Source organism: Kitasatospora sp. NPDC057692, from assembly GCF_042799475.1.
GTDB lineage: Bacteria > Actinomycetota > Actinomycetes > Streptomycetales > Streptomycetaceae > Kitasatospora.
Map to the genome: position 1 here is coordinate 102,403 of NZ_JBHVIV010000010.1, position 13,534 is coordinate 115,936.

At 75.0% G+C, this 13,534-nt stretch carries 14 protein-coding genes; 6 read left to right on the forward strand and 8 right to left on the reverse strand.

Annotation, left to right across the window (positions count from 1 at the left end):
• Window positions 1-67: 67 nt before the first annotated feature.
• Window positions 68-610 carry a hypothetical protein gene (locus ACFVFS_RS08900; RefSeq protein WP_380621702.1) on the forward strand — a complete coding sequence of 181 codons (543 nt, stop codon included), beginning with the start codon at window positions 68-70 and terminating at the stop codon, window positions 608-610.
• 51 nt (window positions 611-661) lie between these two features.
• On the opposite strand, the gene ACFVFS_RS08905 is transcribed toward ACFVFS_RS08900, so the two are convergent.
• Entirely contained in the window at window positions 662-1,132 is a 471-nt protein-coding gene (locus ACFVFS_RS08905) for a hypothetical protein (RefSeq protein ID WP_380621704.1), read from the reverse strand.
• Window positions 1,133-1,336: 204 nt separating this feature from the next.
• Between ACFVFS_RS08905 and ACFVFS_RS08910 the strand changes: the two genes are divergently transcribed.
• From ACFVFS_RS08910 to ACFVFS_RS08925, 4 genes are all read left to right on the forward strand, one after another.
• On the forward strand, window positions 1,337-2,122 hold the full coding sequence (locus ACFVFS_RS08910) for an alpha/beta fold hydrolase (protein WP_380621706.1): 786 nt from the start codon (window positions 1,337-1,339) through the stop codon (window positions 2,120-2,122).
• Between the two features lie 238 nt (window positions 2,123-2,360).
• Window positions 2,361-3,611, forward strand: a complete 1,251-nt coding sequence (locus tag ACFVFS_RS08915) for a sensor histidine kinase (protein WP_380621708.1) — start codon at window positions 2,361-2,363, stop codon at window positions 3,609-3,611.
• Window positions 3,608-4,282 carry a response regulator gene (locus ACFVFS_RS08920; protein ID WP_380621710.1) on the forward strand — a complete coding sequence of 225 codons (675 nt, stop codon included), beginning with the start codon at window positions 3,608-3,610 and terminating at the stop codon, window positions 4,280-4,282. The genes ACFVFS_RS08915 and ACFVFS_RS08920 overlap by 4 nt, the downstream gene beginning before the upstream one ends.
• Window positions 4,283-4,541: 259 nt before the next feature.
• Entirely contained in the window at window positions 4,542-5,750 is a 1,209-nt protein-coding gene (locus ACFVFS_RS08925) for an alpha/beta hydrolase (RefSeq protein WP_380621712.1), read from the forward strand.
• Between the two features lie 63 nt (window positions 5,751-5,813).
• Here the strand turns inward: ACFVFS_RS08925 and ACFVFS_RS08930 are convergent, their stop codons facing one another.
• Entirely contained in the window at window positions 5,814-6,980 is a 1,167-nt protein-coding gene (locus ACFVFS_RS08930; protein WP_380621798.1) for a GDSL-type esterase/lipase family protein, read from the reverse strand.
• 157 nt (window positions 6,981-7,137) lie between these two features.
• Between ACFVFS_RS08930 and ACFVFS_RS08935 the strand changes: the two genes are divergently transcribed.
• Entirely contained in the window at window positions 7,138-7,932 is a 795-nt protein-coding gene (locus ACFVFS_RS08935) for a hypothetical protein (RefSeq protein WP_380621714.1), read from the forward strand.
• Between the two features lie 122 nt (window positions 7,933-8,054).
• Here the strand turns inward: ACFVFS_RS08935 and ACFVFS_RS08940 are convergent, their stop codons facing one another.
• The 6 genes from ACFVFS_RS08940 to ACFVFS_RS08965 form a co-directional block, all read right to left on the reverse strand.
• A complete protein-coding gene (locus ACFVFS_RS08940; protein WP_380621716.1) occupies window positions 8,055-8,702 on the reverse strand; it encodes a dihydrofolate reductase family protein in 648 nt (215 codons plus the stop codon).
• Between the two features lie 120 nt (window positions 8,703-8,822).
• Window positions 8,823-10,328 carry a cytochrome P450 gene (locus tag ACFVFS_RS08945; RefSeq protein ID WP_380621718.1) on the reverse strand — a complete coding sequence of 502 codons (1,506 nt, stop codon included), beginning with the start codon at window positions 10,326-10,328 and terminating at the stop codon, window positions 8,823-8,825.
• 58 nt (window positions 10,329-10,386) lie between these two features.
• On the reverse strand, window positions 10,387-11,007 hold the full coding sequence (locus tag ACFVFS_RS08950) for an ATP/GTP-binding protein (RefSeq protein ID WP_380621720.1): 621 nt from the start codon (window positions 11,005-11,007) through the stop codon (window positions 10,387-10,389).
• Window positions 10,988-11,347 carry a DUF742 domain-containing protein gene (locus ACFVFS_RS08955; protein ID WP_380621722.1) on the reverse strand — a complete coding sequence of 120 codons (360 nt, stop codon included), beginning with the start codon at window positions 11,345-11,347 and terminating at the stop codon, window positions 10,988-10,990. Before ACFVFS_RS08955 ends, ACFVFS_RS08950 begins: the two co-directional genes overlap by 20 nt.
• Complete coding sequence (locus tag ACFVFS_RS08960) at window positions 11,344-11,751, reverse strand: roadblock/LC7 domain-containing protein (RefSeq protein WP_380621724.1); 408 nt, start codon at window positions 11,749-11,751, stop codon at window positions 11,344-11,346. Before ACFVFS_RS08960 ends, ACFVFS_RS08955 begins: the two co-directional genes overlap by 4 nt.
• Window positions 11,748-13,394 (reverse strand): ATP-binding protein, encoded by a 1,647-nt coding sequence (locus tag ACFVFS_RS08965; protein WP_380621725.1) that lies wholly within the window; start codon window positions 13,392-13,394, stop codon window positions 11,748-11,750. The genes ACFVFS_RS08960 and ACFVFS_RS08965 overlap by 4 nt, the downstream gene beginning before the upstream one ends.
• Window positions 13,395-13,534 lie beyond the last annotated feature (140 nt).

The window sequence follows — 13,534 nt, forward strand, 5'->3', positions numbered from 1 at the left end:
TGTGCCGGGCCCGCAGGGGCGCGGCGCCGTGATCACCCCGCCCCTCAGTCGCCTGGAGGAAGCCCCCATGATCCGCGTCAAGCGCTTCGCCGCCGTCGCGGCCGCCACCGCGGTGGCCGCCCTCGCCCCGCTGGCCGCCGCTCCGAGCGCGCAGGCCACCACCACCGCCAACCACCCCGGCATGACCTGGGAACTCCTCAACTACGGCGCGGGCTACGCCATCCAGGTCGGCGGCCCCGGCGGCAGCGCCAGTGACGCCTACAACGGCGACACCCCCGCCTACTACTCGCTCCCGGTGCTCTGCCTCAACCAGGACTTCCGGCCCGCCCCGCCCGGGATCCTCATCGGCTACTACAACGGCTGGGCCCTGGGCGAGGTGCAGATCAGCCGCCCCGTGAAGGGGACGGAGCTGACCAGCCCGGAGGCGGCCAACGCCATCTGCCGCCAGCAGTTCGGCCGCAACTGGCGGCAGGCCGAGTTCCACGACGGACACTACGGCGAGGACTACTCGGAGACCGGCGGCTGGACGTTCTGGGCCAACGGCAACCTGCCGAAGAACGTCCGTTTCTGGGTGAACATCAACGACCAGGCGGCCAACCCCTGGGACTGACGTCCCGCCCGGCCGGCCCCCGCCCGCCCGGGCGGGGGCCGGTCCCGGCCGCTACCAGGCCCCGCCCGTCGCCAGCCAGCGGTCCCGGGCCTCGTGCTCGGCGTCGAGGTGGCCGTCCAGCCGCCAGCGCGCCACGTCGTAGTCCGGCAGGTGGCTCCAGGCCCCGGCGGCCGTCAGCAGGTACCGCCACAGCCTGCTGAGCCGTACCATCAGCTCCTCCACCACGCGGCCGGCGTCCTCGCCCTCCTCCGGCGCCGCCTGTGCCCCGGGCTGCGCCGCGCTCGCCGCCCCGGCCTCCGCGGCCCGCTCGGCGAGCGCGCCCAGGACCTCCCGCGCACTGCCGGTGAGGGCCGCGACGGTCTGGGACAGCGCCTCCCCGACCCGGTCCTCCTCGCTCCCCGACGTCCCGGCCGCCTCCCGCAGCAGGACGATCCGCCGTGCGATGAACCGGGCCAGGCCGTCGATGTCCTCCGCGGTGATGTCGGCGGTGTACCGCAGCGCGGACCGGTGGGTGTCTGTCATCCGGGTGTCCCCTCCCTGGGCCGGCCCGCCCCGGCCGAGCGCCGGATCGGGCCTGAGCCTCGGATATGGCACCCCGGAGGTGGCGGCAAACCTCACCGGCCGCTCCCGCCCGGGGCGCAACCGGGCGGACGGGGGCGCACCGGGTGCGCCGACGATGATCGTCAAGGGGTGGCGCATGCGCCTGCGACCTGCGAACATCTGCGGATGATCACCCTCGCCGACGACCTCGGCCACCTCTCCTACGTCGTCTCCGGCGACGGTCCGCCCGTGGTCCTCGTGCACGCGGGCATCGCCGACCACCGGATGTGGGACGAGGTCGTCCCCGCGCTCGGCCAGCGGCACACCGTGATCCGCTACGACCTGCGCGGCTTCGGCGAGTCCGCGCCCCCGACCGGTCCCTTCCGCGAGACCGACGACCTGCTCCGCCTCCTGGACCACCTCGGCCACGAGCGCGTCCGGCTGGTGGGCGCATCCTGGGGCGGCCGGGTGGCCGTGGACTTCACCCTCACCCATCCGGACCGGGTGCACGCGCTGGCCCTGCTCGCCGCGCCGTGGCCGGGCTACGACTGGTCCGCCGAGATGATCGCCTACGACGAGGCCGAAACGGCGGCCCTGGCCGCCGGCGACCTCGACACCGCCGTCGGCGTCAACCTCGACATGTGGGTCCGCGGCCCGGCCCGCACCTGGGACGAGGTCGCGCCGGGAACGGCCGACCGGCTCCGCGGGCCCGTGCGCACCTCCCTGGCGAACCAGGCCGTCGTCGGCGAGCACTCCCAGGGCGTCGCGACCGGCGACCTCGCCACCATCACCGTCCCCACCCTGGTGGCGACCGGCGGCCTCGACGTCCCCGACTTCCGGGCCATCGGGCGCCGCTACGCCGAGGCCGTCCCCGGCGCCACCCTGGTCGAGTTCCCCACCGCCGGCCACCTCATCGCCGTCGACGCCCCCGCGGAACTCGTCGACGTCCTGGCGCCCTTCCTCGCCGCGTAGGGGAGCGGCGGGGCCGCGTGCCGCCCCGCCGAGCTGGTCCGCCCCGCCGAGCCGTCATACCTGAGAGCCAGGCGGAAGACGGCTCCGCAGGGTGAGGCGGGCCGGCCGCCCCGCTCCGTAGCGTGGTCTCCAAATGAACGTTCGGAGAGACAGCACCACGCGCGTCCGGCCCGCCGAGTGCCCCGGCGCGGCCGACCGGCGCCGCCGGCCGGTGAACGGACCGGACCATACTGATCACATGGAGAGGGCTGAGAAGGGGACGGCGCGCCGAGCGCTGGGCACCGTACGGAAGGACCTGTTCACGCTCGCCCCGCAACCCGTGCCGCCGATGGGCGGGCCGAGGCCGCTGAGGTGGCTGCCGCAGCTCGCGGTGGCCGCGGTGGCGGTGTTCGCGGCCGTGTCCGGCACCGAGGACATCGCGATGAGGCCCGTCGGGATGATCCACGCGGCCCTGCTGCTGGCGGCCCTGAGCCGGCCGCTGCCGGCCTGGTGGCTGTCGCTGGTGATGCTGCCGGTGCTCTCGCTGAACGAGTCCTTCGGGCCGTACACGGGATGGGCGTGGGCCGTGCACGCCGGGCTGCTGTTCCTGGTCGCGCTGCGCAACCCGCCGCGGGTGACGGCCGAGACGGCGCTGCTGAGCACCGCGCTGCTGCTGGGGCTGCAGCTGGCGGGCGACGGGATCGGGCCCTGGTACTTCACGCTGATGGTCCTGGCCGCGTTCGCCGTGGCGGTGGCCGCCGCGACCGGGGCGCGCGGGGCGCGGGAGGCCCGCGCCCGGCTCGCCGAGCAGGAGCGCGCCCTCGCGCAGGAGCGGGCCCACCGCACCGTGCTGGAGGAACGCGCCCGCATCGCCCGCGAGCTGCACGACGTGGTCGCCCACCACATGTCCGTCATCTCCATCCAGGCCGATGCCGCCCCGTACCGGGTCGCGGACCCGCCCGAGGAACTGGTCGCGGCGCTGGCCGACATCCGCGCGGGCGCCCTGGAGGGACTGACCGAGCTGCGCCGCCTCCTCGGCGTGCTGCGCTCCGAGGACCGCCCCGGCGCCAACGGTCCCGAGGCCCCGCAGCCCACCCTGGAACGGCTCGGCGACCTGCTCGCCGGGGTGCGGGCGGCCGGGCTCGACGTGACGGCCCTGACCTCCGGGACCCGCCGCCCGCTGCCCGAGGGTGTGGAACTGTCGGCCTACCGCATCGTGCAGGAGGCGCTCAGCAACACCCTGCGCCACGCCCCCGGCGCCACGGCCCGCGTCGAACTCGCCTACGGCCCCGCCGCTCTCGGGCTGCGGATCCTCAACGGCCCCGCAGGACAGGCCGCCAGGCCCTCACCGGGAGCCGGACACGGCGTGCTGGGCATGCGCGAACGCGCGGCCATGCTCGGCGGAGAGCTCTCCGCGGGCACCACACCCGACGGCGGCTACGAGGTCACCGCCCTGCTGCCGGTGCCCGCCGCCCCGGCCGTCCGGACAGACGAGGAACGAACCGCATGACGATCCGAGTGATGATCGCCGACGACCAGGCGATGATCCGCGAGGCCTTCTCGATCCTGCTCGGCGCCCAGCCCGGCATCGAGGTGGTGGCGACCGCCGTGGACGGCCTGGAGGCGGTGGCCAAGGCCGAGGAGCTGCGCCCCGACGTGATCGTCATGGACATCCGGATGCCCGGACTGAACGGCATCGAGGCCACCCGCCTGATCACCCGGCAGGCCGACCTGCCCACCAGGATCCTGGTGCTGACCACCTTCGACCTGGACGAGTACGTGTACGAGGCGCTGCGGGCCGGCGCCGCCGGATTCCTGCTCAAGGACGCCTCCGGGGTCGAACTGGCGGAAGCCGTCCGCGTCGTGGCCGCCGGGGAGGCCCTGCTGTCCCCCGAGCTCACCAAGCGGCTCATCGCGGAGTTCGCCCGGCTGAGCGGCTCGGCGAAGCCGTCCGCCCAGGTGCGGATCGACGTCCTCACCAACCGCGAGACCGAGGTGCTGGCGCTGGTCGCCCGGGGACTGTCCAACGCGGAGATCGCCGGCGAACTCGTCGTCGCCGAGCAGACCGTCAAGACGCACATGGGCAGCATCCTGCAGAAGCTCCAGCTGCGGGACCGCACCCAGGCGGCCGTCTTCGCCTACGAGACGGGCCTGGTCGTTCCCGGCCGCACCGACCTGTGAGCCTGCACCGACCTGTGAGCCCGCACCGACCTGTGAGCCCGCGCGGGCGCGGCGGCGCGGGCCCCGGCACCCCTCGCCGGCCCCCTACCTGAGAGCCAGGCCGGGGAATGGCTCCGCGGCGTGAGGCCGACGCGGGTGCCGGGTTCCTACCGTTCCGGTGTGAGTTGGTTCTTGCGGCCCGCCCGAGGGTCCGAGGACGTCGCAGCTCGCTTCCGTCGGCGGTAGGAACCGCCCCACGCGCCATCGCAGGAGTGCAGCCATGACCATCCGGAGAAACCCCGCCCCATCGACCGGCCTGCCGGTCCGGATCCTGCGGGGCACCTGCGCCGTCCTGGCCTCGTTCCTCGCGTTCCTGGTGCTCGCCGTCGTCCTCGGCGCGTACGTCCCGGCCATCCCCAAGGCGGGGGTGATCGGGCCGGTCCTGGGCGGGCAGTACCCCTTCCACATAGCCCTGATCGCCCTCGTCGCGGCCGCCCTCGCCGCACTGGCCTGGCGGGCCGGCCTGGTGCGCTGGGGACGCGCGGTCACCGTCGTCACGGTGCTGTGCACGGTGGGTGCGCTGGTCATCGGCGCGGTGCAGTTCCGGGCCGCCCAGCGGGCCGGCGTCGACATCTCGCTGGGCCAGGTGTTCACCGAACTCGGCTACCCGGGGGCGGAGCCGGACGTGACGGAGACCTTCGCGAGCCCCGAGGGCGAGGACCTGCGGGTGGACGCGTACCTGCCCGGGAAGGCCCCGGGCCGGACGGCCCCGGCCGTCGTGCTCGCCCACGCCGGCGGCTTCCACACCTTCGACAAGAGCGACCTGCGCGGCACCGGCCGCTGGCTCGCCGACCACGGCGTCGCCGTCTTCGCCGTCGACTACCGGCTGGCCGGCCCCGACCGCCCCACCTGGGACAAGGCACCCCAGGACCTCGTCTCCGCGCTGGGCTGGGTGCGGAAGAACGCCGACGCGTACGGCGTCGACCGCTCGCGGGTCTCGCTCGGCGGCATGTCGGCGGGCGGCACCCTGGCGATGAACACCGCCTACCGCCTCCACAACGGCACCATCAAGGCCGCCGACGGCGCCACGCCCGAGCCCCCGGCCGCCGTGATCGGCTTCTACCCCGGCACCGACGTCACGCAGATGTGGAAGGACGACGTGAGCGGAACCCGCGAGGCGGCCGAGATGTTCACCGGCGGCACGCCGGAGCAGGTCCCGGACCGCTACCGCGAGGTCTCCCCGACCACCGACGTCCGCGCCGGCCTGCCCCGCACCCTGCTCGTCGTCGGCGACCGCGACCGCAGCGCCCGCCCCGAGACCGTCACCGGCCTCGGTGACGCGCTCAGGAAGCAGGGCGTCCAGGTCCAGGTCGAGGAACTTCCCTTCGCCGATCACGCCTTCGACGACGTGTACGGCAGCCTCACCTCCCAGACGAGCCGACAGATCCTGCTCGACTTCCTCCTCGCGGACGGAGCGAGCGCCGGTTAGACCCTGGACGTGACCGTGCCGCGCCCGCCTGTGCGGGCGCGGCCTCCGGCGCTATGAGAGGACCTAGTCGGCCGCCCCCGGGTGCGGGCGGGGGCGGAACGGCCCCCCGGCGGCGAAGGCGCGGGCCGCGAAGCGCTCGCCCATCCGGCGGTACGCGGCCGCGGAGGGGTGCAGCCCGTCGGGGAGGTCGTCCACCTCGGCCGGACCGAGCAGTTCGCGTCCGTCGAGGTGGTGCAGATGGGGATCGTGGGCCTGCCGGACCGCCACGATCCTGGCCAGCTCGGCACGGACCACCTGGAGGGACAGCGCCCCACGGGCCACGTCGGCAGGGTCGCCCAGCGCCGTGATCCGCCCGTCCGGCCCCACCCCGGCAGGGCCGGGGCACGCCTCCAACGCCGGGCAGCTCACCGGGGAGACCACCAGCAGCGGGGTGTCCGGGTGACCGTCCCGGATCGTGTCCAGGAACCCGTGCACCGCCGGGCCGAACGTCCGCAGCCGGAAGACGGCCCGGCCCACGATGTTGATGCCCGTCTTGAAGCTGATCAGATCGGCGGGAAGGTCGCGGATCGTCCGGGCGACATAGGGATCCAGCATGTCGTTGCCCGGCTGGCTGAGGTTGACCACCTCCGCGCCCCCGAGCGAGGCCGCCACCACGGGCCAGGTGCCGGTGGGCCCGTCGGCCTCCAGGCAGTGGCTGATGGAGCTCCCGTGGTGCACCCAGCGGGGCCGGCCGTCGGGCAGCGGCGCCAGGACCTCACCGTCGGCGCGCAGCGCCACCAGCTCCGTGGGGGTCTGCTGCGGCAGCCACAGCTCGACGGTCTTCAGGCCCGGCGGCAGACCGTCGAACCGCGCCGTTCCCGGCTCTCCCGGTATCAGCCGCTGCGCGGCCCCGGGGCCCGCCATCCGCACCACATGGCCCAACGGCGCCCGCCGGCGAGCGACAAGAGCACCGTCCACCGTCAGGTCCAGCATCCCGGTCGGCCGGGGCGCGGGGTCGCCGTCCAACTGCCCCGTGGAGGTGAGGAGCTCGAACTCCAGCACCCGCGCATCGGTGCGGAACACCAGCCGCACCCCCGAAGGCATCACGGTCCCCCCGTAGACCGACGGGTCCTGGTACTGCTCCACGGTCCACGCCGGCAACCGGCGCGGCAGCACCCCCGCCGCCGTCCGCTCCAGCTCCAGCGCACCCCGCACCTCCACCGGCCCGCCCACCAGCGGATACTCCCGCATCGCCACCGCCACCGCTCCTCGGCTCCGGCCCGTCCGGCCGGGCGGGCACCCGGCCGGAGCCATCGGGCCCTTCCCCGAGCCTAAGGGCCCGTCGGCCGGTTCGGCCGGGTGTCCGTACAATGCCGAGCGGGCTGGACGCGGGGCGGGGGAGGGCATCGTGGAGTGGACCCGGGTGCGGAGGGTGCTGATCGCTCTCCTGGTGCTGGCGGCCGCACCGGCCGGCTGGATGCTGTGGTCCCTCCACAGCCTCTTCTCCACTCCCGACCCGCCGGACCTGCGGGCCCTGACGAAGGCCCCGGCGACCGTCGAAGCCCGGCGGGCGGCCGAACAGGACACCGGCGGGCGGATCGCCCGGCTGCCCGAACTGCTGCCGTGGGCCGAGCGGTTGGGGATGTCGACGGTCGACGTCTGCTGGACGGAGGTCGAGCGGGCCTCGTTCGGCAGGGCCTACTGGACGCCGCCGGGCTGCGAGCGAACGGTCACCCTCTACCTCGCCCTGGACACCACCGACATCCGCACCCGCCTCGCCGACCTCGACCGCTACCTCGACGCCGAGGGCTGGCAGAGCGACGACTACCAGTGGAAGAGCCTGATCGCCGCCGACGACTACGCCCACAGTCCGGGCGGCGACCCGTCGCCCGAGCGGCTGGCGGAGGCGGCCGCCCGCCCGATCGCCCCGTCCGTGCGGTACCGGCAGCCGTCGGCCGGGGCGCGGACGGCCCTCTCCGTGGACGTCTCCCAGACGACGAGACCACTGAACGTGTCCACGGGTGAGGACACCTGGTACGCCGAGCACGGAACTCGCAACCACCGCAACGACGACCGGGCCCGCGCCGAGTACCTGACCTGGCAGCCCCTGCGGCCGATGGAGGTGCTCAAGCCCGCCGGCGGCCGCTACGTCGCCGTCCTCGGCTTCAGCACCCGCTACGCCCAGGAGGAGTGGCAGCCGTAGCGGTCCGCGTGGTGGCGGCGGTGGACGAGGCCCTCTGCCGTTGAGGCGGCCGGGTCCGCGGGGTGGCCGGGCCACGGGGGGCGTGACCCGGCCGGGTGGCGGAGCGGCGTGGAGGACGGTCCCTACGGCCGGCGGGTGAAGGTCAGGTGGGTGACGCCGCTCGGGGTGGTGACGGCCTCGGTGTGGAAGCGTTCGTGCAGGCCTTCGAGGCCGTCCCAGAGGCGTTCGCCGCGGCCGAGCAGGATCGGGACCACAGCCACGTGGAGGTGGTCGACCAGGTCGGCGGCGAGGTAGGCGCGGACGGTGGTCGGGCCGCCGCCGATGCGGACGTCCAGGTCGCCGGCGGCCTCGCGGGCCCGGGCGAGGACCTCCTCGGGGGAGCCGTCGACGAAGTGGAAGGCGGTGCCGCCCGCCATCTCGACGCTGGGCCTGGGGTGATGGGTCATGACGAACACGGGGGTGTGGAACGGCGGGTTCGGCCCCCACCAGCCGTTCCACTCGTGGTCCTGCCACGGGCCGCGCTGCGGGCCGAACTTGTTGCGGCCCATGATCTCGGCGCCGATGCCGTCGGCCCAGGTGCGGGCGACGGCGTCGTCGACGCCGGTGTCGCCGCCCGGCTTGCCGAGGATGGTGTGGAAGGTCCGGGTGGGGAAGAACCAGCGGTGCAGCCGGTCGCCCGCGTGGCCGAACGGGGATTCCAGGCTCTGGCCCTCGCCGGTGCCGTAGCCGTCGAGCGAGACGGAGAAGTTGTGGACGCGGACCAGGGACACGGGGCACTCTCCGGTGGTCGGTGCGGCGGCGGTCGACAAGGCGACGTGCGGACGTGGCGATGTGTGGACGCGCCGATGTGGCGACGGGCCGACTCTATCCGCGTCCGCCCGGTCCGGCGGTCAGCGCCGCAGCCATCCGGTGAGCGTGTCCCACCAGCCGTGCCGCGCTGCGGGCACCGTCGGCTCCTCCTCCGGTTCGACGGCCGGCACGGGTTCGGCCGGCGGGGGCGCGGGGAGCGGGACGGCCTGGGTGGTGGCCGCGACCACCGCCGCCGGCAGCTGCTCGCGCGGCGTGAACTCCACCGGCAGCTCGACCAGGTGGCGCGAGAGCCAGGCCGAGGTCCAGGTCAGCTCCGACTCCGGGACGGCCAGGCGGAGGTCCGGCAGCAGGGTGAGCAGGCAGTCGATCCCGGCCTCCGCGATGGCCCGGCCGATGTCCTGGCCCGGGCACTCGTGCGGGCCGCTGCCGAACGACAGGTGGGAGCGGTTGCCGTGCAGCGGCTTCGCGACGTCGGGCCGGACCACGGGGTCGACGTTCCCGGCGGCGAGGCCCAGCAGCAGCATGTCCCCGGCCCGGATCCGGCGGCCGCCGAGCACGGTGTCGCCGGTCGCCCAGCGCCCGGCCACCAGCGACATCGGCGGGGCGTCCCAGAGCACCTGGTCCAGCGCGTCCGGCACGGTCATGTGACCGCCCGACAGGTGGGCGCGGAACCGGTCGTCGGTGAGGATCATCTTCAGCGTGTCGGCGATCAGGTTGACGGTGGTCTCGTTCGCCGCCAGCAGGACCACCCGCAGGTGCTCCAGCACCTCCTCGTCGGTGAGCCCGGCCCCGTGCCGCAGCAGCCGGGTGCACAGGTCGGCGCCGGGGTCGTCGTGCTTGCGCTCGACGGTGCGGCGTAGCGCGGCCACCACGTGCTCGTTGCTGGCGATGGCCGTCTCGGTGCCCTTCATGAGGTCGCGCGCGGCCTGGACCAGGCGCGGCCCGTACTCCTCGGGCATGCCGACCAGCTGGGTCATCACCAGCATCGGCAGGTGCTCGGCGAACCGGCTCACCAGGTCGGCCCGGCCGGTGGCGCCGAACTCCTCGACCAGTTCGGCGGTGTAGCGGGTGACGAAGCGGCGCACCCCGCGCCGGTCGGTGCCGTTCAGGCCGTCGGTGACGGCGCCGCGCAGCCGGCGGTGCTCGGCGCCGTCGGCGAAGACGCAGAGCGGCTGCCAGGCGATGACCGGCATCAGCGGGGAGTCCGTCGCCACCCGGCCCTCCCGGAACGCCGTCCAGCGGCGGGAGTCCCGGGAGAAGCGCGAGGGCGTGCGCATCACGGTGAGGTTCGCGGAGTGGCCGAGGACCAGCCAGGCCGGGAGGTCGCCGTGCAGCAGGACGGGCGCGACCTCGCCGTAGTCGGTGCGCAGTTGCTCGTACAGGCCCGCCGGGTCCGCCTCGGCCGCGGGCCCGTAGAGCCGCCGGAGCTCCGCGACGGGCAGCTCGTCGAGGGCGGGCTCGTCGGGACCGGGGTCGTCGAGCGCGTCGAGGATGGCCTGGTCCCGGTGGCCGGGGTCGCCGGCCCGGTGGGCGGGGCAGCCGGCGGGCGGGGCGAGGGCGGCGTCGTCACGGAACGGGGAGGTCACGGTGTCTCCGGAGATGGTCGGCGGGCGTGGGGGGGTGATGCGTGGTGGGGGGCGGGTCTCACGGTGCCGGGGCCGGGCCCGCGAGGTCGTGGAGGTAGTGCATGAGCGCGAGCAGCACGTCCCGCCCGGACTCGCGGACCCGCGCGTCGCACGCCACGATCGGGACCTCGGGCGGCAGGTCGAGGGCCAGCCGCAGCTCCTCGTCCGGGCAGTCGGGGGAGTCGGGGAAGCGGTTCGCGGCGACGACGAACGGCACGCCCCGGTCCTCCAGCCGGCCGATCACGTCGAAGCTGATCTCCAGTCGACGGGTGTCGACCAGGACGACCGCGCCCAGCGCCCCCTCGAACAGGCCGTTCCACAGGAACCAGAACCGTTCCTGGCCCGGTGTGCCGAACAGGTAGAGCACCAGCTCGTCGCTGATGCTGATCCGGCCGAAGTCCATCGCGACGGTCGTCTCGGACTTCCGCTCGATCCCGGCCAGGTCGTCGACCTCCGCCCCGGCCTGGGTCATCGTCTCCTCGGTGGTCAGCGGGCGGATCTCGCTCACCGAGCCGACCAGGGTCGTCTTGCCGACGCCGAAGCCGCCGACGATCACCACCTTGACGGCCGCGGCGGCCGAGTCCGGCAGCAGATCCTCGTCCGCCGGCCCGAGCACCGTGTCAGAGCCGTTGAAGTCCATGCATCACCGCCTCCAGGAGGGCACGGTCGGGGAGAAGCGCGGCCGGGACGGAGGCGCGCGCCTCGACCCGTTCCTCGGCCAGGAGCTCCGCCACCAGCAGGGCGACCGCGCTGACGGGGAGCCGCAGGTAGGCGGAGATCTCGGCCACCGAGAGCGGCGACCCGCACAGGTGCAGGATCGCCGCGTGCTCCGGCGGCATCGAGGGGGCGGGCTCCGCACGGGACACGACCAGTGTGACCAGGTCCAGCGCGGCCCGGTCGTCCGGCTGGGTGTGGCCGCGCGTGATCACGTAGAAGCGTTCCGGGGGCTCCTCGCCCCAGTCCCGGCCGGTGGTGCTCATACGACAGGTTCGCTCCTTCGCGGCGGCGTGGTGAGGTGCTCGCCGATCCGGGCGACCAGGTCGCGCATCCGCTGGCCCATCAGCCCGGCGTCGACGCCCTCGTCGGCGAGCACCGCGAGGTAGGCGCGGGCGCCGGCCGCCATCAGGTAGAAGAACCCGCCGCCCATCTCGATCACCACCAGCCGCATCCGGCCGTCCCCGAACGGGAACTCGTGGCCGACGGCGGCGGCGAGGCTCTGCAGCCCGGCGCAGGCGGCGGCGAGCCGGTCGGCGGTGTCGGGTTCGGTGCCGTGCTGGGCGATCCGCAGTCCGTCGGCGGAGAGCACGACGACGTTGCGGACGAGCGGGACCTCGTCCGCCAGCTGCTTGAGCAGCCAGTCCAGGTTGGTCCGTGGCTGAGTCACCGCTCGTCCCTCCGTGTCCCCGTCGCGTCCTCGGTGCCGTGGTCGGTCGGCCCGGTGCCGTTGATGCCCTCGGTGAAGGCGGCCAGCCAGAGGCCGGGCTGCACCGGCTCCGCCGGGTTCCCGCGCGCACCGGCACCCGCACCCGCACCGGTCCCGGGCGCCGGCCTGCCACCGGCCTGCGTGCCGCCGATGGGCGTGCCGTTGGGGGGCGTGCCTCCACCGGGAGTGCCGAACCGGACGGCCGGAGCGGCGTGCCGGCGGCGCCGGGGCAGGCCGTTGGGGGTGCGCTCGGTCACCAGCGGGACCTCGTCCCCACCCGTCGGGGACCCGCCGCGCCGCGGTCCGCCGAGCGTCATCCCGCGGGCGCTGCCGAGCGGTCCGGGCGGCGGTCCCGTGCGCGGGCGGCGCGGCGGTGGCGAGGTGTGCGACCGGCGGTCGTCCACCGGCTCCGGCCCGGCCGAGCCGGTGACGCCGATGCCGTGGGCGCGCCCGGTCGCGGGGGTCGTGGTGATCAGCTCCTGCGGGAAGACCAGCACCGCCCGCACCCCGCCGTAGGCCGAGGGCCGCAGCGAGACCTGGAAGCCGTACGCCCGGCAGAGCCGGCCGACGACCGCGAGGCCGAGCCGCGGCGTCTCGCCGAGGTTGTTGAGCTCGATGCCGGCCTGGGCCTCCGCCAGCATCCGCTCGGCCCGGGCCCGGCCCTCCTCGCTGAGGCTCAGGCCGCCGTCCTCGATCTCGATCGCGATGCCGCTCTGCACCTCGACCGCGGTCAGGTGCACCAGGGTGTGCGGCGGGGAGTAGCGGGTGGCGTTGTCCAGGAGTTCGGCCACCGCGTGGATGAGCGGCTCGACGGCCGGTCCGACGACGGCGACGTCCGAGACCGGGTGCAGCTCGATCCGCTCGAAGTCCAGGATCCGGGACATGCCGCCGCGCAGCACGCTGTACAGCGGCACCGCCTTGTTCCACTGGCGGCCCGGCCGGGCGCCGCCGAGCACCGCGACGCTGTCGGCGAGGCGGCCGATGAGGGCGTTGCCGTGGTCGAGCAGCAGCAGGTCGGCGAAGACCGCGGGCTGGCTGCCGTGCGCGTGCTCCATGCTGCGCAGCTCGGCGGCCTGCCGGTGGACGATCGCCTGGACCCGGCGGGCGATGTTGACGAAGGACCGCTGCGCGGACTCGCGCGCCGTCTCCGAGGTGTCGACCGTCTCCAGCACGGCGCGCAGCAGGGTCTGCTGCGCCGCCCGGAACTCGGCGCCGACCGAGACGTCCTGCAGGGTGTACGCGGCGGCGACGCTCTCCAGGCCCTCGCCCCTGGAGAGCCTGGCGATCGCGGCGGGCAGGACGGACCTGGCCAGCCGGATGTACTCGGTCTCCTGCCGGGTCAGCCGGCGGACCAACTCGCCCTCGCGCCGGGCCGCCTGGGCGCGCAGCTCCTCGGCGGCCCGGCCCCGGCGGGCGGCCTCGGCGGCGACCAGGACCACCGCCAGGGTGCCCACCACCGCGCACAGGGCGACCCCGGTCCGGGCGGCGGGGGAGGCCGCGGCCACCGTCACGGCGGCGACGGCGGCCGTCGCGAGGGTGGGCAGGAGCCAGACGAGCACGGGGGCGGAGCGCCGGCGTCCGGGCGACGAACCAGCACCAAGCATTCGGCAACCTCAAAATGGTCGAAGAGTGGGGGGACGGGACGGGCCGGGCGGTCGGCCCGTGATGGTGCGGGGTGGGTCTGGGCGTGTGCGGTCGGGGCGGGGCGGACGGCACCGGAACCCGCCGTGGCCGGGCGCTGCGC

Bases quoted from the DNA above. Each gene is read 5' to 3' on its own strand.
- ACFVFS_RS08900 (WP_380621702.1), top strand. From the start codon at position 68: ATGATCCGCGTCAAGCGCTTCGCCGCCGTCGCGGCCGCCACCGCGGTG.
- ACFVFS_RS08905 (WP_380621704.1), bottom strand. From the start codon at position 1,132: ATGACAGACACCCACCGGTCCGCGCTGCGGTACACCGCCGACATCACC.
- ACFVFS_RS08910 (WP_380621706.1), top strand. From the start codon at position 1,337: ATGATCACCCTCGCCGACGACCTCGGCCACCTCTCCTACGTCGTCTCC.
- ACFVFS_RS08915 (WP_380621708.1), top strand. From the start codon at position 2,361: ATGGAGAGGGCTGAGAAGGGGACGGCGCGCCGAGCGCTGGGCACCGTA.
- ACFVFS_RS08920 (WP_380621710.1), top strand. From the start codon at position 3,608: ATGACGATCCGAGTGATGATCGCCGACGACCAGGCGATGATCCGCGAG.
- ACFVFS_RS08925 (WP_380621712.1), top strand. From the start codon at position 4,542: ATGACCATCCGGAGAAACCCCGCCCCATCGACCGGCCTGCCGGTCCGG.
- ACFVFS_RS08930 (WP_380621798.1), bottom strand. From the start codon at position 6,980: ATGCGGGAGTATCCGCTGGTGGGCGGGCCGGTGGAGGTGCGGGGTGCG.
- ACFVFS_RS08950 (WP_380621720.1), bottom strand. From the start codon at position 11,007: ATGGACTTCAACGGCTCTGACACGGTGCTCGGGCCGGCGGACGAGGAT.
- ACFVFS_RS08955 (WP_380621722.1), bottom strand. From the start codon at position 11,347: ATGAGCACCACCGGCCGGGACTGGGGCGAGGAGCCCCCGGAACGCTTC.
- ACFVFS_RS08965 (WP_380621725.1), bottom strand. From the start codon at position 13,394: ATGCTTGGTGCTGGTTCGTCGCCCGGACGCCGGCGCTCCGCCCCCGTG.